General features: G+C 74.1%; 12 protein-coding genes. 8 read left to right on the top strand and 4 right to left on the bottom strand.

Annotated features, from left to right (window positions below):
- The first annotated feature begins 13 nt into the window (after positions 1 to 13).
- On the top strand, positions 14 to 583 hold the full coding sequence (locus tag ABD333_RS06230; RefSeq protein ID WP_344538480.1) for a GNAT family N-acetyltransferase: 570 nt from the start codon (positions 14 to 16) through the stop codon (positions 581 to 583).
- Here ABD333_RS06230 and ABD333_RS06225 read toward each other — a convergent pair.
- Positions 573 to 1,499, bottom strand: a complete 927-nt coding sequence (locus ABD333_RS06225; protein ID WP_344538479.1) for an arginase family protein — start codon at positions 1,497 to 1,499, stop codon at positions 573 to 575. The genes ABD333_RS06230 and ABD333_RS06225 overlap by 11 nt on opposite strands.
- 17 nt (positions 1,500 to 1,516) lie before the next feature.
- Entirely contained in the window at positions 1,517 to 2,245 is a 729-nt protein-coding gene (locus ABD333_RS06220) for a sulfotransferase-like domain-containing protein (protein ID WP_344538477.1), read from the bottom strand.
- A gap of 254 nt (positions 2,246 to 2,499) precedes the next feature.
- Here ABD333_RS06220 and ABD333_RS06215 point away from each other — a divergent pair, with 254 nt between their 5' ends.
- The 7 genes from ABD333_RS06215 to ABD333_RS06185 are packed head-to-tail and all read left to right on the top strand — an operon-like array spanning position 2,500 to position 9,348.
- Positions 2,500 to 3,114: a hypothetical protein gene (locus ABD333_RS06215; RefSeq protein WP_344538476.1), complete on the top strand. Its 615-nt coding sequence runs from the start codon at positions 2,500 to 2,502 to the stop codon at positions 3,112 to 3,114.
- On the top strand, positions 3,111 to 4,199 hold the full coding sequence (locus ABD333_RS06210; protein ID WP_344538474.1) for a BtrH N-terminal domain-containing protein: 1,089 nt from the start codon (positions 3,111 to 3,113) through the stop codon (positions 4,197 to 4,199). Before ABD333_RS06215 ends, ABD333_RS06210 begins: the two co-directional genes overlap by 4 nt.
- Positions 4,196 to 5,500 (top strand): DegT/DnrJ/EryC1/StrS family aminotransferase, encoded by a 1,305-nt coding sequence (locus ABD333_RS06205; protein WP_344538472.1) that lies wholly within the window; start codon positions 4,196 to 4,198, stop codon positions 5,498 to 5,500. The genes ABD333_RS06210 and ABD333_RS06205 overlap by 4 nt, the downstream gene beginning before the upstream one ends.
- Entirely contained in the window at positions 5,497 to 6,351 is an 855-nt protein-coding gene (locus tag ABD333_RS06200) for a RimK family alpha-L-glutamate ligase (protein WP_344538470.1), read from the top strand. Before ABD333_RS06205 ends, ABD333_RS06200 begins: the two co-directional genes overlap by 4 nt.
- Complete coding sequence (gene argC / locus ABD333_RS06195) at positions 6,348 to 7,373, top strand: N-acetyl-gamma-glutamyl-phosphate reductase (RefSeq protein WP_344538468.1); 1,026 nt, start codon at positions 6,348 to 6,350, stop codon at positions 7,371 to 7,373. Before ABD333_RS06200 ends, argC begins: the two co-directional genes overlap by 4 nt.
- An 11-nt stretch (positions 7,374 to 7,384) precedes the next feature.
- Positions 7,385 to 8,227, top strand: a complete 843-nt coding sequence (gene argB / locus ABD333_RS06190; RefSeq protein ID WP_344538467.1) for an acetylglutamate kinase — start codon at positions 7,385 to 7,387, stop codon at positions 8,225 to 8,227.
- A complete protein-coding gene (locus tag ABD333_RS06185) occupies positions 8,224 to 9,348 on the top strand; it encodes a M20/M25/M40 family metallo-hydrolase (RefSeq protein WP_344538465.1) in 1,125 nt (374 codons plus the stop codon). Before argB ends, ABD333_RS06185 begins: the two co-directional genes overlap by 4 nt.
- Before the next feature lie 10 nt (positions 9,349 to 9,358).
- On the opposite strand, the gene ABD333_RS06180 is transcribed toward ABD333_RS06185, so the two are convergent.
- Complete coding sequence (locus ABD333_RS06180; protein WP_344538463.1) at positions 9,359 to 10,735, bottom strand: DHA2 family efflux MFS transporter permease subunit; 1,377 nt, start codon at positions 10,733 to 10,735, stop codon at positions 9,359 to 9,361.
- The gene (locus ABD333_RS06175) at positions 10,732 to 21,060 is read right to left on the bottom strand and encodes an amino acid adenylation domain-containing protein (RefSeq protein ID WP_344538461.1); all 10,329 of its coding nucleotides are present in this window, start codon (positions 21,058 to 21,060) and stop codon (positions 10,732 to 10,734) included. The genes ABD333_RS06180 and ABD333_RS06175 overlap by 4 nt, the downstream gene beginning before the upstream one ends.

Raw genomic sequence — 21,060 nt, 5'->3', positions numbered from 1 at the left:
GGAGACCGTGACCATGAACGAGATCATCGTGCGGCCGGCGGTGCGCGAGGTCTGGGCGGACGTCGAGGCGGTACTTGGTCAGCGCGGCTCGGTGAACGGGTGCTGGTGCATGTTCTTCCGGCAGACCCCGCAGCAGCGGCGCACCGAGTGGGGCGAGGGCAACCGGCGTTCGCTGGAGGGCCTGGTCGAGTCAGGCGCGCGACCGGGACTGGTGGCCTACCGGGACGGTGTCCCGGTGGGCTGGGTCTCGGTCGCGCCGCGCGAGGAGTATCCCCGGCTTGACCGCTCGTACATCAGCAAGCGGGTGGACGACCGCGAGGTCTGGTCACTGGTCTGCCTGTACGTGCTCAAGCCCCATCGCGGCGCGGGCGTCGCGCGCGCCATGGTGCGCGCCGCCCTGGAGTACGCGCGCGAACGGGGCGCGTCGACCGTCGAGGCCTATCCGGTCGACGACGGGCTGGGGCCGGTGCCGGTCGACGCCGCCTACCACGGGCTGGTCGGGCCGCTCACGGCCGAGGGCTTCGTGGAGGTCGCCCGGCGGGCCGCCAGACGCCCGGTGATGCGGCGCGATCTCACGCGGTGACGTCGGCGGCCGTGCCGGCCAGCGCGGCCACCAGCCCGTCCACGAAGCGGTCGAGCAGGGTGCCGTCCGGGTCGCGGTCAGGATTGATCTCCGTGACGACCAGGGCCGCGAGCCCGGGCCGGGCGCAGAACTCGCGCAGGCACCGCATCGCGATCGGCTCGGCGAGCCCCTCGTTGAAGTGCGGGAAGTTGGCCAGCGGCAGGTCGGTCGAGTCGATCACGTCCACGTCGAAGTGCAGGAGCACGGGCCCGGCGGTGCCGCGCAGCCACTCCCACTCGCGCCGCGCGCGGTCGGCGGCCTCGTCCTCCTTGGCCCCGGCCAGCTCGCCGCACGGCGTGGTGCGCAGGCCGTAGCGGGCCAGGCGCTCGCGGCCCGCGTCGTTCAGCTCCCGCGGCTCGTGCCCGAACGCGACGATCCGCTCGGCCGGCAGCAGCGGCACCCGCGGCCCGAGGTCGCGGAGCTCGTCGATCCCGTCGCCGAGCAGGTGGGAGAGCACCATCGTGTCGAGCACCCCGGACATCGTGGTCTCGGGGGTGGACAGGTCGAGGTCACCGTCGAAGTAGAGCAGCCCGGCGTCCGGCCACCGGGCGGTCAGGGCGGCCACCGCGCCGATCGTGATCGTGCAGTCGCCGCCGATCAGCACCGGCAGCTCCGGCCCGTCCAGCAACGGCAGCAGGGCGTCGCGCACCGAACGCGCCACGGCGGCGACCTGCTCGGCGTTCTGGGCGGTGCGGCGGGCGGGATCGGGCCGGAACACCGAGGCCGGCAGGTCGCCGTGGTCGGTCACCGTGACGCCCGCGGCCGCCAGCCGCTCGGCGAGCCCGGCCGCCCGCAGCGCGGCGGGCGCCTTCTCCTCGCCGGGGCCATGGGTGCCCGCGCTCGACGGAACCCCGAGCAGTGCCACGCTGCGCGCCATTGCCGATCCTCACGGTCTCAGGCCGGTTCGATGATCATCCGATGGGCGTGAAGCCTCTCGTAGAACGGCAAATGGTAGTCGAGGTAGCCCGCCAGCACCGGATTGTTGTCGGTGGTGTCGGCGTAGGCCCGCGCGGTGCGCACGAAGGAGTCCGTGCGGCTGGTCGCCTCGTGCCAGCGCCGGGTCCTGCGCCACTCCGCCCGCAGGCCCGGCCGCCAGGAGAGCGCCTCCGCGCGGAAGTCCAGGCCGACCAGGCGGCAGTAGGACCGCACGGTCTCCACGGGACGTTCGATGAGGTCGTCCGAATCGATCACCACCGGCGGCGCGCCCGCCGCCTCGGTGACGGCGTCGTAGAGGGCCGCCAGCCGTGCGAAGCCGATCTCGTCGCGTTCGAGGCCGGGGTTCAGCGCGAAGTGCGAGGCGATCGCCTCGCCGGGGTGCCGGATGATGAACGTGTGGGTCGTCTCGGCCAGGAAGTCCGCGTCGGCCAGCACGCCCGGGAACGCGAAGTCGGTCGTGTCCTTGAAGAACACCGGCGCCCGCGTGCTCAGCGCGCGCAGTGCGGCGATGGCGGCGGCCTCGTCGCGCACCTCCCGCTCCCCGACCATCACCCTGCCGAAATCGACGACCTGGGAGAACGGTTCGTGCACCACCGTGTAGTCGCCGCGTTCGGCCATCATCCGCAGGAACGCGGTGGAGCGGGAACGCGGCGCGCTCCACAACGCCAGCAACCTTGGTCCGGTCATTGCGCCTCCCTGGTCGCGCGTTTCGCACGAGCTCTCGTGACGGTGACACGGTAGGTGGCTGGAACGGCCGGGTGGAGGGGCCTGAGCACGCCGATCCGGCCGTTTCCGCCAAGGTGGCCGCGAGCCGTCATCGTCACGATGACGGCGGCTGGACCAGGCGATGAACGGGCCTCCGCGCGTCAACGCGACGGCCCACGGCGGTTACACGTTCGGGCCGATGTGGCGGCAGGTGACGCCCGCCTAGCGTGACGTCCGTGAGCACAGTGATCAATGATCAGCTGACCGGGGTGTCCGCCGGCTTCCGGCCCGTGCCCCTCACCGAGCACTGGAACAACCGGGCCATCACCACGATCCCGGACAAGGCCGCCGGAGGGTTCAACGTCTGGCGCAACTCGTTCCCCGCCGAGCACCTGCCGGAGCCGGGCAGCCGGGTCGTGGTGGACGGCGTGCCGTTCGCGTTCCCCGAGTTCACCCCGGCCGGGGACAACGTGCGCTGCACCGGGCAGTTCCTGCCGCTCCCCGAGGGCCGCTACGACTGGATCCGGCTGCTGACCGCCGCCGAGCGCCGCGTCGAGGACACCGTCGCCCTGCACTTCGGTAACGGGCAGGTCGACTTCGAGACGATCCGGGTGTCGGACTTCTGGGCGGCTCCGGCATGGTTCGGCGAGCGGCTCGCGTTCCGTACGCCGGTCATGCACTATCCGCACCACGTGCAGCGCGGCGTGCCCGCGACGTTGTGGAGCCAGCGCGTGCCGGTGACCCGCTCGGCGCCGCTGACCGGCATCCGGCTGCCCCGCAACGTCGCTCTGCACGTGTTCGCGCTGACGCTGCAGGACACGCCGCGCGAGCTCGCGGGGAGGCCGTCGTGACCACCGCCCCTCCGGCGATCCGGGCCCGGGCCGGCGGCCACGTCGAACTGTGGTGCCGCGATCTGATCAGCTGCCTGCAGGCCACGTTCGGCACCGTGCTGCTGCACGCCGGCCACGACGCGCTGAGCGCCCTTGGCCTGCACTGGGAGTTCCGCTACCAGGCGGGGGACGTCCGCAGCGAGGAGTTCTACTATCCGTGCGCCGTCCCCGGCGACCTGGCGGCGAGCCTCATGCCGCATCATCCTGTCGGGTCGCGCTGGCACCGCGCGCCGGACGGCGACCGGCCCCTGGCGCCGCTCGCCGCCGAGCTCGAACGCGGCGGCCTGGTCATCGCCGCCGTCGACAACTTCTTCCTGCCGTTCCGGCCCGCGTTCGGCGACGTGCACGCCGCCCACCTGCTCGTGGTGTACGGGATCGACGAGGAGCGGGGCACCGCCCGCGTCTCGGACGCGATGCCGCCCGCGTTCTCCGGCGAGATCCCGATCGAGGACTTCCTGCGTTCGTGGAGCTCGGCCAATCCGAGCGACGTGCAGGACGCGTTCTTCAGCGACTCGCGGATCGGCCGCCGCTACCTCACGGTGACGGTCGGGTCCCCGTTCCCCGTGCTCGACCGGGCGTCGCTGGCCGCGGCGTTCGACCACAGCCTCGCTCTGTTCGGGCGTGAGCCGAAGGCCGGGGACACGCAGGCGATCGGGCTGGCAGGCCTCGACGCCTTCCTGGATTCCCTCGTGACGGCGGCCTGGTCCGGCAGGGCCGCCGCGTTGCAGGAGGCGTATCCGTTCGGTTGGGGGATGCAGGCGCAGGCGGGACTGCACGGTGAGCTGCTGCGCTCGTGGGGCATGCGGGAGAACGTCCCGGCCGTGAGCGAGGCGGGACGGCTCGTCGAGAGCGTGGCGCACGCGTGGACGGGCCTGCGCATGTGCGCCGCCCACGGGCACTCCGGACCCCGTGCGGCCGCCCCCGAACTCGCCCGGCACGCCAAGGCCCTGCGCCGGGCGTACGAGACGGCGGTCACCGCAGTGGCCGAGGCGCGCGAGGCCCTCGAACCGGTGGAAGCGGTCCGTGAGCCCCGGGAGGCCCCGTGAGCACGCCGACGACCACCCCGATCCGCCTGGCCGCGTTCGGCGGAAGCCCCGCCGTACCGCGCGGCCTGCGCACACTGCCCTGGCCGGTCGTCACCGACGAGGACAAGGCCGCCGTGCTCAGCACGCTGGACGGCGAGCCGCTCGTGTCGAACGTCGACGGCGAGAGCGCGGTCAGCCGGCTGGAGCGGACCTGGGCGCGGCGGTGCGGCAGCCGCTGGTGCGTCGGAACGTCGAACGGCACCACGGCGCTGAGCACCGCGCTGGCCGCGCTCGGCATCGGCGCCGGCGACGAGGTGATCGTCCCGGCGCTGAGCTTCATCGCCAGCGGGCTCGCGCCGCTGCACCAGATGGCGGTGCCGGTCTTCGCCGACATCGACCCGGTGACGTTCAACCTCGACCCGGCGGCGGTGCGGGCGCTCATCGGCCCGCGCACCGCCGCGATCCTCCCCGTCCACCTGCACGGCCACCCGGCCGACCTGGACCCGCTCGCCGGCCTGGCGGGCGCGCACGGCCTCGCGATGGTCGAGGACGCGGCGCAAGCGCACGGCGCGCGCTACCGGGGACGGCCGGTCGGATCGCTTGGCGACGCGGGCACGTTCAGCCTTCAGGTCACCAAGAACCTTCCAACCTGCGGTGAAGGCGGGCTGCTCGTCACGGGCGACGAGGACGTGGCGAAGAAGGCGCGCATGGCCCGGCAGTTCGGCGAGGTGATCGAGGCGGGACGGGACCGCGACTACGTCTCCTACCAGCTCGGCTGGAACCACAAGCTCAGCGCCGTGCAGGCCGCGTTCACCCTGTCGCAGCTCAGCCGGTTCGACGAGTACGAGGCCGCCCGGCAGGCGAACGTACGCCGGTTCCTGGACCGGCTCGCGCCGCTGCCGGGGCTCACCGTGCCGACGGTGGCCGAGGGCAGCACGCACGCCTGGCACATCCTGCGGTTCCGCCTCGATCCCGAGGCGGCGGGACTGAGCGGTGTCGCGCCGGGAGCGTTCCGGCGGGTGCTGCACCGCCTGCTGCGGGCGGAGGGGGTGCCGGTCTCGCGCTACCAGCTGATGCCGCTGCCCGATCAGCGGGTCTTCCGGGACCGGCTCGGCTTCGGGCGGGGTCATCCGTGGTCGGCCGCGGACCCGGATCGCGCGGACGGCGACTGGCCGGTGACACGGCAGGTGATCGACGACTCGCTGACGTTGCAGAAGCGCCATCTCAATCCGGCCGCCGGGCCTGCGCTCGACCGCTTCGCCGACGGGTTCGAGAAGGTGTGGGGCCGGCTCGACCTGGTGGCGCGGATGGCCGCGGCATGACCGCCGCGCTGGTCGTGTGCGCCTCGCGCGTCCGCGCCGACGAGAAGCGGATCTTCGAGGCCCTGGAGCGGCGCGCCGTGCCGTTCGAACGGATGGACCCGCGGCACCTGAGCGCCTTCGCGGGCGCGGCCGGCGCCCGCCCCACGGTGGTCCTCAACCGGGAGATCTCCTGCACCCGGGCGCTCTACGCCGCGCACACCCTGGAGGCGGGCGGCGCGACCGTCGTCAACTCCGCGGCGGCGACGCGGACGTGCGCCGACAAATGGCTGACCTCGCTCGCCCTGGCGCGGGCGGGCCTCCCGGTACCGCGGACCGCGCTGGCCCTCACCCCCGAGGCCGCGCTGGGCGCGCTCGACGAGATCGGCTATCCGGCCGTCATCAAGCCCCTGGTCGGATCGTGGGGACGGCTGGTGTCGCGGGTGCCGGACCGCGACGTCGGCGCCACCCTCCTGGAGTACGTGGCGGCGCTGCCCGGACCGCAGTCCCATGTCGTCTACGTCCAGGAACTGGTCGACAAGCCCGGCCGTGACCTGCGGGTCGCCGTCGTCGGAGGCGAGGCGGTCGGCGCGGGCTACCGGCGTTCCGCGCAGTGGCGCACCAACGTCAGCCGCGGCGCCGAGACCGAGTACTGCGAGGTCACGCCGGAGCTGGCCAAGCTCGCGACGGAGGCCGCGGGCGCCGTGGGCGCCGAGCTCTGCGGCGTCGACCTGATCGAGGACGCCGGTGGCCGGCCGCTGGTCCTTGAGGTGAACCACGGACTGGAGTTCGCCGGGCTGCAGCGTGCCCTCGGCGACCGGATCGACGTGGCCGGGCACATCGCCGGCCACCTGCTGGCGAGGGCCGAACAATGATCACTGCCGGAGTCGTCGGGGCCGCCGGGTACATCGGCGGCGAGCTCGTCCGGCTGCTGCTCGGGCATCCGAACGTGCGCCTGACCGCCGCGTTCTCCACCAGCCAGGCCGGCCGCCGGGTCGACGGCGCCCACCCCAACCTGCGCGGGCTCACCGACCTCACGTTCAGCCCGCCGGACGACCTCGGGGAACACGACGTGCTCTTCCTGGCCGTCCCGCACGGGCAGAGCATGGGGAACCTGCTCACCTACGCCAAGGCCGCGGGCACGCTGATCGACCTCACGGGGGACTTCCGGCTCCGCGACCCGGAGGTGTACGCGGACTACTACGGCACGCCGCACGCCGCGCCCGAGGAGATCCCGACGTTCGTGAGCGGTCTCGTCGAGTTGCACCGCGCGGAGCTGCGCGGCGCCACCCGGATCAGCGTGCCCGGGTGCATGGCCACGGCCGGCGTCCTCGCGCTGCATCCGCCCGCCGCCGACGGCCTGGTCACCGGTGACGTGACCGTCGACGCGCGCACCGGTTCGAGCGGCTCGGGCGTCTCGGCGGTGCGCGAGAACCTGCACGCCGAGCGCAGCGGAGCGCTGCGCGTCTACGCCCCCGTCCGGCACCGGCACGAGGCCGAGATCCGCCAGGCGACGGGGATGCCGGCCCGGATGACGGCGACCGCCGTCGAGGCGGTGCGCGGCGTGCAGGTGCTCTGCCGGGTGCGGCTGGCCGAGGGCGTGCGCGAACGCGATCTGCGGGCGTCCTACCGGCGGCACTACTCCGGCGAGCCGTTCGTGCGCGTCGTCGCGGAGCGGCGCGGCCGTTTCCGCCTCCCGGAGCCGAAGATCCTCGCCGGGTCGAACTTCTGCGACGTCGGGTTCGCGGCCGGGCCCGGCGGCGGGCACGCGCTGCTGGTCGCGGCGCTCGACAACCTGGTCAAGGGCGGCGCCGGCGCCGCCGTCCAGGCGATGAACGTGCGGCACGGCTGGCCGGAACGGCTCGGCCTGGCCTTCCCCGGCCTGCACCCGAGCTGAGAGGCGGCGGCATGGAACGGGCAGTGGTCGTGAAGGCCGGGGGCAACGCGGCCGTCGACGCCCGGCGGATCTGCGCCGACGTCGGTGCCCTCGTCGCGGCGGGCAGGCGGGTGATCCTCGTGCACGGCGGCTCGGCCGACATCGACTCCCTCGCCGGCCGCCTCGGCGTCGCGCGGCGGCGGCTGCGGGCGCCGGACGGCGTCGCCACCCGCCACACCGACGCGGCGATGCTCGAAGTGGTGACGCTCGCGCTCGCGGGCGCGGTCAAGCCGCGGCTCGTGACGGCGCTGGCCGCCGAGGGCGTACGCGCGGCGGGGCTCACGGGGCTCGACGCCGGGCTGCTGCGCGCCCGCCGCAAACGCGCCCACCGCGCCGTGGTCGGCGGGCGGACGACCGTCGTCCGCGACGATCACAGCGGCCGTATCGTCGCGGTGGCGGCGGACGTGCTGTCCGCGCTGACCGCGCGGGGCATCGTGCCGGTCGTCTCGCCGCCGGCGCTCGCCGAGGACGGGCTGCCGGTCAACGCCGACGCGGACCGGGCCGCGGCCGCGGTCGCCGGCGCCGTGGGAGCGTCCGCGCTCGTGCTGCTCACCGGCGCGCCGGGCGTGCTCGCCGATCCGGCGCGCGCCGAGTCGGTGCTCGCCGCGTGCGCGGTGCCCGCCTCCGGCCCGCCGCCCTGCACCGGGGGCGGCATGGGGACCAAGCTCATCGCCGCGCGTGAGGCGCTGCTCGCCGGGGTGCCGGAGGTGCTGGTCGCCGACGGCCGGGTCACGGCACCGGTCCGGGCGGCCCTGGCCGGCTCGGGCACGCGGATCACGATCGCCGAAGAATCGCAGGAGGGGAGACCGCGATGACGAACCGGATGGCGGACGACACCACCGCCCTGGGGCTGCTGCGCGCGATGCTGGAGATACCGTCGCCGTCCTACCACGAGGCCGAGCTCGCCGGTCACCTGGCCGGGGCGCTGGAGACGCTGGGCTTCGCCACGCGGATCGACGTCGTCGGCAATCTCATCGCCGAGATCGACCGCGGCCCCGGGCCCACGGTCATGCTCATCGGCCACCTCGACACCGTGCCGGGGGACGTGCCGGTGCGGTCGGAGCAGGGCAGGCTGTTCGGCCGCGGCGCGGTCGACGCCAAGGGGCCGCTGGCCGCGATGATCTGCGCGGCCCGGAACGCGGAACGGTTCGCCGGGCGGATCGTGGTCGTGGGCGCCGTCGAGGAGGAGACGCCCTGCTCACGCGGCGCCATGGAGATCCGTGCCCGGCACACCCGGCCCGACCTCGTGATCGTCGGCGAGCCGAGCGGGTGGACGTCGATCGTGCTGGGCTACCGGGGCAAGCTCGACCTTCGCTACCGGGTGAGCTGCCCGCCGACCCACCCGAGCAGCCCGGTCGACAAGGCCGCCGAGGCCGCGGCGGCCGCCTGGTCGGCCCTGCTGGCCGAGCTCGGCCCGGAAACCGGCCACACCGCCTTCGCCAAGGCCGGAGCCACGCTCTGCTCGATCAACGGCGACCCCGCCACGGCGGAGGCCGAGTTCAGCATCCGCACGCCCGTCGGCTTCGACACCGACCGGCTGCTGGCCCGCCTGCGCACCCACCTGCCGCTCGGGGAGCTGTCGGTCGTCAACAACGTCACCGCCTGCCTCGCCGATCGGAGCAACCCCGTCGTGCGCTCCCTCACCGCCGGAATTCGAGCCGAGCACGGCATCCCGTCGCTCCAGGTGCGGCTGGCGACGTCGGACATGAACACGCTCGCCGAGGTCTGGGACGTGCCGATGGCCACGTACGGTCCCGGTGACAACCATCTCGACCACGCCGACGACGAGCACATCGTCATCGCGGAGTACTTCCGCGGGATCTCGGTGCTCACGTTCGCCCTGGAAGAACTGTCGTCGGCCGCCCGCGATGACGGCGCCGCGCGCGTCCACCGGCTCGGAGGCGGCCGGACAAGATTGCCGTCATCGGCGTATTGACCGCCGCCGCTCAGGTTTTTGAGGGGAGGCGGGTGGCGGCCACGGCGGCGATCAGACCGAAGCCGAGGACCCACCAGAAGGTGTCGGCGTAGGCGGACGGGATGTCGGGCGCGCGTGCGGACAGGCGCGACTGCAGGACGACCGCGACGGCGGCCGTTCCGACCGAGCCGCCCACGGTGTTGAGGAGGTTGAGCGCACCGGCGGCGCGGGGCAGCCCGGCGGGTTCGACCCGGCCGTAGACCAGGGCCATGACCGGAGCCCCGATCAGGGCGGCGCCGACGCCGCGCGCGAAGAGGGAGAGCGCGATGAGGGCGTCGGGGGGCGCGTGGGCCAGCTGGGTGAACGGCGCGGTGCCCGCGAGGACGAGGGCGACGCCGATGAGCACGGCCGTCCGGGGGGCGAGTGAGTCGATGGTCCGCTTGATGAGGAGCGAGCCGGCCACGGCGCCCAGGCCCTGGGGCGCGAGGAGAACGCCGGTCTGCCACGGCGAGAGCGCTCCGCCGGTCTGCAGGTAGAGCGGCAGCAGGAACATCGTGCCGAAGACGGCGGCACCGAGCATGAGCAGGGCGAGGGCGGCGGCGCCGAAAGGCGGGCGGGTGAAGAGCCGGGGGTCGATCAGGGGCGTCCCGCGGCTCCGCAGGCCGTGGACCACGAAGGCCGCGAGCATCCCGGCTCCGATGAGGAGGGCCGTTGCCGCGAGCGCCGGCCTTCCGCCGTCCAGCTCGGTGAGGCCGAAGACCAGGACGGCGAGGCCGGGCGAGAGAAGAGCGGCACCGCGGATGTCGAAGGGGGCCGCCTGGGCGGACGGCGGCGGCGCGGGGACGTGGCGGCGGGCCAGGACGATCGCGGCCAGGCCGATCGGAACGTTGACGTAGAAGAGCCACTGCCAGCTCGCCACGGCGAGGATGGCCCCTCCGGCGAGAGGACCGAGCACCGGTGACAGGAGCGGGACCACCGCGACGACGCTGATGATCCGGCCCAGGCGCCGCGGGCCCGCCGTCCGCGCCAGCAGGGCCTGCCCGGTCGGCGGCAGCAGCCCGCCGCCCAGCCCCTGGAGGACGCGGAAGACGATCAGGCTCGCGAGGGACCAGGCGAGCGCGCAGAGCACCGAGCCGGCCAGGAACACCGCGACGGCGGCCAGCCAGGTCCGGCGCCCGCCGAACCGGTCGGCCAGCCAGCCGGACGCGGGCACCACGGCGACCACGGCGAGCAGGTAGGCCGTGGTCGCCCACTGGATGTCGGCGACGGGCGCCCCGAACTCGCCGGCCAGGGTGTCGATGCCGACGGTGACGATCGTGGCGTCGAGCGTGGCCATGAACGTGCCGAGCACCAGGATGAAGGCGGTGCGCCGGAGCGAGGGGTCGATCCTCTCCGCCGTCTCGGTCATCGCGGGCCGTCCTGGATCCGGGCGAGGACGGTGGCCGCGTCCTCGTCGAGGGTCCCGGGACGGACGAGATGCCCGGCGATCCGGAGAAGGTCGTCCGCCAAGCCCCTGACCTCGGCTTCGGAGAAGAGACCGGCCTGGTAGCCGAGCACGCCCGTCCACACGTTCCGTTCCGGCATGACCGTCAGGGTGATCGGGTGGTGGGTGCGCTCGCGGAACCTGGTCCCGGTGATGGTCAGCCCCGGCGCCGGCTCCCGGAGGGCGTCAGGGTCGACCGGATAGTTCTCGAAGACCACGAGGCTGTCGAAGAGGCGCCGGCGGCCGGCCGGCCGTTCGAGATCGGCGAGCGCGACGTGATGGTGCTCGATCATCCTCTGCTGTCGTGCCTGCAGATCGGTCAGGGCGGCTGCGAGCGTGCCCGTGAAGCGCGCCCGGACTGGCACGGTGTTGGCCAGCAGGCCGATGATCTCCTCGATGCCGTCGACCTCGGGTGTACGGGCCGAGACCATCGCACCGAAGCACACGTCGCGGTAGCCGGAGCGCGCCGCGAGCAGCGTCGCCCAGGCGCCTTGCAGCATGGTGTTGGGTGTCAGGCCGTGCCGTGCGGCCGTACGGGTCAGCGCGGCGACCAGGTCGGCGTCGAAGGTCAGCAGTAGCGGGTCCGGGACATGGGTGGCGGGGCGGGCGCGGCCTGCCAGGTAGTCGCCTTCCGGGAGGCCGTCGAGTTCGGCGCGCCAGGCTCGGAGGTCGGCTTCGTGGTCACGGGCGGCGCGCCAGCGCACGTACTCGCTGAGCGGGACCGGCGCGGGCAGCTCCGGGGGCTTGTCGTGGACGCGGGCCGCGTAGCAGGTGAACAGCTCGGTGAGCATGCGCGGAGCCGACCAGCCGTCGGAGAGCACGTGGTGGCTCGTCATGACGAGTTCGGCCCGTCCGGGGCCGCGCCGGACCACGGTGAGCCGGAACAGCGGGCCTGCCGCCAGGTCGAACCGTTCCGCCAGGTCGGCCATCAGGATTTCCTCCACGTCGTCAGTGGCGTCGACGACGCGGAAGTCCAGGTGGGGGTCTTCCGGGATGACCTGGAGGTGGTCTGAGGGGAAGACGGCCCCCAGGTTGGGGTGGCGGGCGAGGAGGTCGCCGCCTGCGGCTCGCAGGGCGTCGATGTCGAGGGCTCCGGTGAGGGAGAACGTCGACTGGACGGTGTAGGGGTCGGGGGTGGTGGTCTGGGAGTGCCGCAGCACCGATTGCTGGAGGGGTGTCAGCGGCAGGACGTCGGCGATCTCGTGCTCGCGTTCGAGGGCGTCGATCGCGGCTTGGTCGAGGTCGGCAAGGGGCAGGTCCGACGGAGTGAGGCCCGCGCCGGCGAGGGCTTGCGGGTCGTTCGCGAGCGTCGTCAGGGCGTTGCGGAACCGTACGGCGAGTGTCTCGATCTCCGCCTGGTCGTACACGGCCGAGGGCCAGGTGAAGCGGACGCCGAGGGAGCCTCCTTTCGCGCCGCGTACCAGCGCGTTGACCATGAGGCTGTGCGGCAGCGGCATGTCGCCGGCCGCGCCCGAACCCAGCGGCCCGGCGTCCGGCGCCGGCCGCCACGGCGTCTCGTCCGACGGGGCTCCGGCGAACCGGCCGAGGTAGTTCCAGCTGATCTCGGTCTGAACGCCGACGCCGAGGATGCCGTGGCCGAGGCCGTCCCCGTTCGCGTTCAGCTGCTCCTTGACCGCCTTGAGCGCGTCCGCCGAGCCTGCCGCGGGGAGTTCGAGCAGAGCGGGGTAGGCCGCGGTGAACCAGCCGACCGTCTGCGACAGGTCCACCGGCCGGGTCATGTCGGGAGTGTGCGGCGGCCGGCCGTGGCTTTCCAGGGTGACGACCAGCCGTGGCTCCCCGCCTCGCCAGGCGCTCACCGCTTGCGCGAGCGCCGTGAGCAGCACCGTGTCCGGGGTCGTCCGGTAGGCGGCGGGCAGGGTGGTGAGCAGCATCCGCGTCGTGCCGGGGTTCAGGTGGATCTCGTGGTGGACGGCTGTCGCGGCCGTGTCCCTTTCCGGGTCGAGGGGCGGTGCGGTGGCCGCCGCGGCGATCCGCCGCCAGTGCGGCAGCTCTGGACTCCGGGAGTCGACGGCCTCGCGTAGCGACCGTGCCCAGCCGAGGAACGACTCGCCGTGCCTCGCCAGCGCCGGAACGCCGTGGGACTCGTAGGCGTGGGCGATGTCGTCGAGCAGGATGCGCCAGGAAACCCCGTCGACGACCAGGTGGTGCGCGACGAGCACGAGGCGGCCGGGCCGCTCAGGGCCGGCGTCCGCCCAGACGACGCGCAGCAGCGGCCCCGTCCGCACGTCCATCTCGTCACGTGCGGCGGCGATGTGCCGGTCGAGCAGCGGACGGAGGTCGTCGGACTCGCCCGCGCGGACGACCGTCAGGATCTGAGATCCCGTGACGGCCCCGGCCGCCGCGATGCGCAGGACCGGCTCGCCCGATTCCTCTGAGAAGGCCAGATGGGCGCGGAGGACGTCGTGCCGCGCGAGGACCGCGTCGAGCACGGCCCGCCACGTGGACGCGTCGCCGCCCGCCGGGACGCAGATCTCCGTCCACTGGCAGAACGCGTCGATCGTCGTGCCGCGGCTCAGCAGGTCCCGCATGATCGGGGTCAGGGGCGCGTCACCGGTCGCCGGCGCCTCCTCGGTGACACCGTCGTCGAGGCCCTCGGCGAGCGCCGCGATCCCGGCGATCGTGCCCCCTTCGAAGACGTCGCGCGGGCTCAGCAGCAGCCTCTGGCGGCGGGCCCGCGACACGAGCTGAAGGGACACGATGCTGTCCCCGCCGATGTCGACGAACGAGTCGTCGAGGCCGACCTCGGCGGTGCCGAGCACGTCGCGCACGATGCCGAGCAGCACCGTCTCGGCGGGCGTGGCGGGCTCACGCGCGGGCGAGGCGGCGGGCGCCTCGGGCGCGGGCAGGGCGTCCCGGTCGAGCTTGCCGCTGGGGCTCAGCGGCAGCCGGTCGATCTCGACCAGTGCCGTGGGCACCATGTGCGCGGGCAGTTCCCGCGCCAGGTCGGCACGCACCCGTGCCGGATCGAGCTCGGCGCCGATCGCCCGGATGACGTAGCCGACGAGGCGGCCCTCCCGCGCGATGACGGCGCACGCCCGGACGGCGGGGTGCCGGCTGAGGACGGTCTCGATCTCCCCGAGCTCGATCCGGAAACCGCGGAGCTTGACCTGGTGGTCGGCGCGCCCGAGGAAGACGAGCTGCCCGTCCGGCCTCATGCGCACGAGGTCTCCGGTGCGGTACATCCGCTCCCCCGGGCCGCCGAAGGGATCGGCGACGAAGGCCTGCGCCGTCAGACCCGGCCGTCCGACGTACCCCTGGGCGAGCTTGGGACCGGCCAGGTACAGCTCACCGGTCACGCCGGTGCCGACCGGCATCAGGCCGCCGTCCAGAACGTAGGCGCGGACGTGGGGGTCGGGTCGTCCGATCGGCAGCGGCCCGGCGTCATCCGCCTCGTACCGCCAGGTCACCGAGTTGACCGTGACCTCCGTCGGGCCGTAGGCGTTGAACAGCGCCCGCCGCCCGTTCCCCCACCGCCGGGCCAGCTCGGGGTCGAGCCGTTCGGCGCCGACCACGAAGAACACGCCGGGGTCCACGGTCAGGTCGTCGGGCATCGCGCCGAGGAACGACGGCAGCAGGTTGACGCCCGTCACGCGGTGCTCGCTGATGTAGCCGAGCAGTTCCTCGCCGGGCACGCGCACCTCGTCCGGCGCGATGACCGACGTGCCGCCCGACAGCAGCGGCACCATGGTCTGCCAGAACGCGACGTCGAAGCCGGTCGAGGCGAAGTGCAGATAGCGGTCGTGCTCGGTGACGCCGACGACCTCCTCCTGGAGTGCGATCAGATCGGGCACGCCGCGGTGCGGCACCGCCACGCCCTTCGGCCGCCCGGTCGTGCCGGAGGTGTAGATGACGTAGGCGAGCGCGTCCTCGGTGAGGCCGCGCCGCGCCTCGGCGGGATCGGTATGCCGCGTGGACAGGGCGCCGGGCTCGTCCAGCCTGAGCACGGGCGTCCGCCGGGCGGCGGGAAGCTCGCCGCCGAGACCGGCGAGCGCGTCGCCGGTGGTCACGACCGCCGCGGGCGCGATGTCGCCGAGCATGTAGCCGAGGCGGTCCGCGGGGTAGCTCACGTCCATCGGCACGTACACCGCACCGGCCTTGAGCACGCCGAACAACGCCACCGTCATCTCGATGTCGCGGCCGAGCAGGACCGCGACCGGGTCCTGCGGCCGGACGCCGCGTTCGATGAGCGTGTGCGCGAGCCGGTTGGCCTCGCGGTCCAGCTCCGCGTACGTCAGGCTGCGGTCGCGGCAGACCAGCGCCTCGGCGTCAGGCTTGCGGCGCACCCACGCCCCGAACTCCTCAAGGCAGCTCAGGCGGGCCTTGGCGGGCACGCCGCCGTCCCCGGCGCGCAGCGCGCGGCGTGTCTCGTCGGGGCCGAGCATGGGCAGCCTGCCGACAGGCCGTTCCGGGTCGGCGACCAGTTCGAGCAGGAGGGTGCGCAGCCGCCGGCCGTAGCCCTGGACGGTCTCCTCGTCGAACGCGCGGGGCTGGTAGCCGAGCCCGATGACGATCTCGTCCTCGGGGATCACGATGACGGTCAGCGGGTAATGCGTGGCGTCGATGATGTCCACGCCCGCGAGGTCGAGGCCGGGTGCGAGGGTGGTCCGCCGCCTGCTCGACAGCGGGAAGTTCTCCATCACCAGCATCGTGTCGAAGAGGTCGCCGGCTGCCGCGAGGCGCTGGATGTCCGGCAGCCCGAGGTGGTGATGGTCGCTGAGCGCCACGTTCCGCGCGTGAACGTCGCGCAGGACCGCGCCCACGGTGTCGTACGGCGTGCACCGGATCCGTACCGGGATCGTGGTGCCGAGCTGGCCGATCATCGACTCGACGCCGTCCACCTCGGCCGGGCGGCCCGACACCGGGCAGCCGAAGACCACGTCCCGCCGCCCGGTCAGCCTGCCGAGCAGCAGTCCCCACGCGGTCTGCAGCACCGCCGTCAGCGTGACCCCGCGCTCCCGGGCGAACGCGCGCAGCCGGTCGCTGAGCTCGGCGCCGAGGCCGGCCGTCACCCGGCCGGGCCGCTCGACCGCGGCGTCCGCCGTGGCGGGCGCGAGGAGGGTACCGTCGTCGACGCCCGCGAGCTCGTCGCGCCACGCCTGCCGCGAGGCCTCGCGGTCCTGGCGGGCCAGCCACCGGTAGTAGCCGGCGAGGGACGTCGCGGCGGGGGCCGCCGGCGCCCCGCCGAGCTCGGCGTAGATCGCCAGCAGGGACCGGCCGACCAGCGGCATGGACCATCCGTCGAGCAGCGCGTGGTGGTTGGTGATGACCAGCCGGTGGTCGCCGGGGCCGGTCCCGCACAGCAGGAAGCGGATCAGCGGTGGCCGCTCCGGGTCGAACGGGCGTTCCCGCTCGACCTTGAGCTGCGCGGCGAGCCGGCCGGCGCGCGCGTCCGGGGCGTGTCCCGACAGGTCGACGTACCGCCAGCTCAACCGGACCCTGGCGGGCACCACCTGGACGATGTCGCCCGGCAGCGTGGTCGCCAGGTGGATGCGCAGCGCCGGGTGCCTGCGCAGGAGCTCCTCGGCCGCCGCCGCCATGCGCCCCTTGTCCAGCGTCCCGACCAGCGACATCACCGCCTGGACGACGTAGACGTCGGTGTCGTCGTCGCCGCGCGCGAGCGTGTGGAACGACAGCCCCACCTGGAGGGGCGTGGCCGGAAGGACGTCCGCGACACGTCCGGGGCGTTCGAGGACGTCGATGGCCGCCTGGTCGAGGTCCACCAGGGGCAGGTCGGAGGGACTGAGCCCGCCGCCGTCCGGCCCGATCCGTTCGGCGTGGGCGGCCAGCGCGGTGAGCGCGGTGTCCCAGGCCCGCTGGAGCGCCGCCACCGAGCCGGCGTCCAGCACACGGCTCGCGGCGGTCCACTCGACCGACAGCCGCGGCACGCCCTCCTCGTGGACGAAGCAGTTGAGCGCGAGCGCCTGCTCCAGTGCCTTGCCCGGTGGCTCGATCACGGAGAACGCGTCGCTGTCCGGCAGGTGCCAGCCAGGGCCGGGCCGCGCGGTGAAACGGCCGAGGTAGTTCAGCAGCACCTCGGGCGGCGGCGTCGCCGCGAGCTCGGCGCGCGTCCGCGGATCGAGGTGACGCAGCACGCCATAGCCGAGTCCGCCGCCCGGCACGGCCCGCTTGGCCTCCTTGGCCGCGCGCACCAGCCGCCCGGCGGCGTCGCCTCCGGCCAGCGCGTCGTGGAGGTCGCCCTCGGCCGGGACGCGGACGGGGTACTCGCCGGTGAACCAGCCGACGGTCCGCGACAGGTCGATCCCGTCCGCCAGCGGGTCGCGTCCGTGGCCCTCCACCGTGATCGTCAGGGCGTCCGTCGCGGGCAGGCCGTGGTCGCGGCGCCAGCACCGCAGCGCGAGCACGAGCGCGGCGAGCAGCACGTCGTCGGCTCCGGCGCGGTAGGCCGCGGGCAGGCTGGTCAGCACCGCCGTGGTCACTTCGGCGGACGCCGTCGTGGTGGTTCGCCCGGCGGTCGCCGCGGTGTCGCGCGCAGCGTCCAGCGGCCGGAGGCCGAGCGGGCGGCAGGCGGGGTCGACGGCCCGGCGCCAGTGATCGAGCTCAGACCGGCGCGCGCCCGACTCGCCCTGCTCGGCGAGCAGGATCGAGTGCCGCCGCCAGGACGTGCCGACGGGCGGCAGGTCGGCGGCGCGGCCCTCACAGGCGGCGTGCAGGTCAGGGAGCAGGATCCGCCACGAGACGCCGTCGATCACGAGATGGTGGGCGACGACGACCAACCGATTCGCCGAACGCAGGAGGCACACCCGCAGCAGTTCACCCGCCTGCGGATCGAGTGAGGAGGACAGCCGGGCCGCCACGGCCTCGACGTCATCGTCCACCGGCTCCTCGGTGACGACGCCGGCGGCGGATACGGCGCCGCGCGGACTGATGATCAGCTCGTCCGCCAGGCGCAGCCGCAGCGCGTCGTGCCGGTCCAGAACGGCCTGGACACCATCGACGAGGGCCTCGCGGGCGAGCGGCTCGGCCAGCGTGATCGCGGTCCACTGCGCGTACCCGGCGATGACCTCGACGTTCGGGTGCGGGTCGAGCAGGCCGCGCACGATCGGCGGCGCGGGCACCGGGCCAACCGGATCGCCCGGCGTCACGGCGGCGGCGTCCTCGATCCGGGTGCTCGCGGCGGCGAGGTCGGCGAGGCTCCGCCGGGCGAGCAGCTCACGCGGCCGCAGTTCCAGGCCGCCCGCCCGCAGCCGGCCGCTGACGCCGATCGCTGTGATGCTGTCGCCGCCCAGCGCGAAGAAGTCGTCGTCGATCCCGACCCGGTCGAGGCCCATCACACCGGCGACGGCCTCGCAGACCAGGCGTTCCCGTTCGTCGCGCGCCGCTCGTCCGCCACCCGTGGACGTCGGGGCGGGCAGTGCGGAACGGTCGACCTTGCCGTTGACGGTGAGCGGCAGCTCTGCCAGCACGACCACGGCCGAGGGAATCAGATGGCCCGGCACCCGCTCGGCGAGGGCGGCGCGTACCGACTCCGGCGTGACGGCCTCACGGTGGGATGCGGCCGGGACGACGTACCCGATCAGCCGGGCGGACTGGACCACGGCCGCGGCGGCGCTGATCCCGGGCAGCGCGCCCAGTGCGGCCTCGACCTCGCCGGTCTCCACCCGATGGCCGCGGATCTTGACCTGGTCGTCCGCACGGCCGAGGTACTCCACGCCGCGCCCGGGCACCCAGCGGGCCAGATCGCCCGTGCGGTACATCCGCTCGCCCGGCCCCTCGAACGGGTCGGCGACGAAGCGCTCGGCGGTGATCCCGGGCCGGTCCAGGTAACCGCGTGCGAGATGCGGTCCGGCCAGGTACAGCTCGCCCCCGGTCCCGGGCGGCACCGGCTGCAACGCGTTGTCGAGCACGTAGATCCGCGTGCCCGCGAGCGGATGCCCGATCGTCGGTGTGCCGCCGTCGATGCGGGCGGTCACGCTGTCGACCGTCGCCTCGGTCGGCCCGTACATGTTGCGCGCGGCGACGCCGGACGCCGCGACCCTGCCCCACAACGCCGGTGGCGTGGCCTCGCCGCCGAGCATGAGCAGCGCCGGACGGTGCCCGCCCGTGAGCAGTCCCGCGTCGATCAGCGGCGCGGCCATCGAGGGAGTGGTGTCGACGACGTCGACGCGGTCCCGGGTGTACGCGGCGAGCAGTGCGTCGGCGTCGCGCGTCAGATCGGCGCCGTAGAGGTGCAGTTCGTGCCCGCAGAGCATCCAGAGCAGTTGATCGAGCGCGGAGTCGAACGCGAACGAGTAGGTGTGGGCGGTGCGCAGCCGCCGCCCGCCCGCCGCCCGCTCCGCCTCGGCGATGATCGTCGCTCGCTGGTGGCGCAGCAGTCCCGCGAGCGCGCCGGCCTTTCCCAGCACTCCCTTGGGCCGCCCGGTCGAGCCGGACGTGTAGATGACGTAGGCGAGGTGTTCGGGATGTCTCGGCGCGGCCAGTTCGGCCTCGGCCAGCGGGGCGCCGGACAGCGCGGCTCCGCTGGTCACCAGTTCGTCCATGACCTCCGGGGTCAGGACGACCGCGGGCCGGGCGTCGTCGATCAGCTCCCGGAGCCGTCCCGGCGGGTGTTCCAGGTCCAGCGGCAGGAACGCGGCGCCCGCGTCCAGGACGGCGAGCAGGGCGACGACGAACGCGGACGAACGCGGCAGGGCGAGCGCCACGACGTCGTCCGGCCCGATCGACCTGGCCCGCAGCGCCCGGGCCAGCCGGTGCACGCGTTCGGCCAGCTCCGCCGTGGTCAGCCGGTCGGTGCCGCAGACGAGGGAGATCTCGCCCGGCTGCGCCTCGGCCAGCGCGTTCAGCGCGCCCGGCACGGCCGGCGGCTCGCCGCGAAGGGCGGGCGCCGACCAGGCGCCGAGCAGCCTCGCCCGCTCGGCATCCGGCACCAGCCGGACCTGCCCGATCGCGGGGTCCTCGGGCCCGGTCAGCGCGTCCAGGAGGGTCAGCAGAACGTTCAGCTTGCGGTCGACGCCGTCCTGGTCGTTGGCGCGGGCGTCCACCTCGAAGCCGAGCAGCAGCCCGCCCTCACCGTCCGGCAGGACGCTCAATCCCAGGTCTTCGGGCGGCCCGCCGGCGACGTTGCGCATCACCCCACGCGCCCCGGCGAAGTCGAGCTTCAGATCGAACAGCTTGAGGTTGACACCGCGTCCGTGCAGCAGTGCACCCGCGCCAGGGACGGCCAGGTCCTGTGGCAGGTTCTCGCCCCGGTACCGCTGGTGGCGGCGCATCTCCCGCATCGCCTCTGCGACCCGCCTGCTCAGCTCGCCCAGCCGGTCACCGCCGTGGACGGCGACGCGCAGCGGCAGCACGTTCACCGCCATGGCGGGCGTGCGCAGCGCCGCGCCGGTGCGGCACATCAGCGGCAGCGCGAACACGACGTCCGAAGATCCCTGGATGCGGTGCAGGAACGCGGCGTAGCAGGCGATCAGCGCCTCACCCCAGGCGACGTGCTCGCGATCGGCGAACGCGCGGAGCCGCGCGAACGCCTCGGGCGGCATCACCGCGCGCGCGGTCAGCGTCCGGTCCGGCGGGCCCGCCGCCGGGCCGGTGCCCGCACCGAGGTCGGGAAGCGGGGTGAGCCGGTCGAGCCAGTACGCGCGATCCCGGCCGGACTCCTCGCTCGCCAGATAGTCCCGGTCGGCCTCGACCACGTCGGCGAACCGGCCGAACGGCGACGGCGGCGCCTCGTCGCCGTTGACGAGCGCGGTGTAGTGCGCGGCCGTACGGCGGGCCAGCATCGCGGCGGTATAGCCGTCGAAGACCAGGTGGTGACCGAGCTGGGTGTACCACGCCTCCCGGTCGGACAGCCGGATCACCGTCTGGAAGAACAGCGGCGCGCCCACCATCCCCCGGGACGTGTCGGCGGCGCGTTCCCGTTCGGCCTCCACGAACGCCTGCGCCGCCGCGGCCGGATCTGGCTCGGCGGACAGATCGACGATCTCGGGCGCCCGGGCGGGCTCCCCGCCGATCACCTGCCGGGGCCCGTCCGGGGTGTCGAACACCCGCAGCCGCAGGCTGTCCGCCTCGCCGGTCGTGGCGCGGATCGCCTCGGCCAGCAGGCGGACGTTCACGGGCCGGTCTCCGGAGACCTCGATGACGTCCCCGACGACGTAGTAGCGCGAGTCCGGTTCCAGACGCTGGGCGTTCCAGATGCCGAGCTGGGCGCTGGTCAGCTCCAGCGCCCGCTCGGCGGTCGCCGCGGTGTCGACGGGGGCGGGGGCAGTGCTCAA

This window comes from Actinomadura fulvescens (assembly GCF_039533225.1).
Taxonomy (GTDB): Bacteria; Actinomycetota; Actinomycetes; order Streptosporangiales; family Streptosporangiaceae; genus Spirillospora; species Spirillospora fulvescens.
The sequence above is the reverse complement of the archived record's forward strand: the minus strand, read 5'-3'. Positions and strand labels throughout refer to the sequence as shown.

What these genes read in the sequence shown, in the direction of transcription:
- ABD333_RS06220 (WP_344538477.1), bottom strand. Translation starts at nt 2,245, where the DNA reads ATGACCGGACCAAGGTTGCTGGCGTTGTGGAGCGCGCCGCGTTCCCGC.
- ABD333_RS06200 (WP_344538470.1), top strand. Translation starts at nt 5,497, where the DNA reads ATGACCGCCGCGCTGGTCGTGTGCGCCTCGCGCGTCCGCGCCGACGAG.
- argC (WP_344538468.1), top strand. Translation starts at nt 6,348, where the DNA reads ATGATCACTGCCGGAGTCGTCGGGGCCGCCGGGTACATCGGCGGCGAG.
- ABD333_RS06185 (WP_344538465.1), top strand. Translation starts at nt 8,224, where the DNA reads ATGACGAACCGGATGGCGGACGACACCACCGCCCTGGGGCTGCTGCGC.
- argB (WP_344538467.1), top strand. Translation starts at nt 7,385, where the DNA reads ATGGAACGGGCAGTGGTCGTGAAGGCCGGGGGCAACGCGGCCGTCGAC.
- ABD333_RS06230 (WP_344538480.1), top strand. Translation starts at nt 14, where the DNA reads ATGAACGAGATCATCGTGCGGCCGGCGGTGCGCGAGGTCTGGGCGGAC.
- ABD333_RS06225 (WP_344538479.1), bottom strand. Translation starts at nt 1,499, where the DNA reads ATGGCGCGCAGCGTGGCACTGCTCGGGGTTCCGTCGAGCGCGGGCACC.
- ABD333_RS06180 (WP_344538463.1), bottom strand. Translation starts at nt 10,735, where the DNA reads ATGACCGAGACGGCGGAGAGGATCGACCCCTCGCTCCGGCGCACCGCC.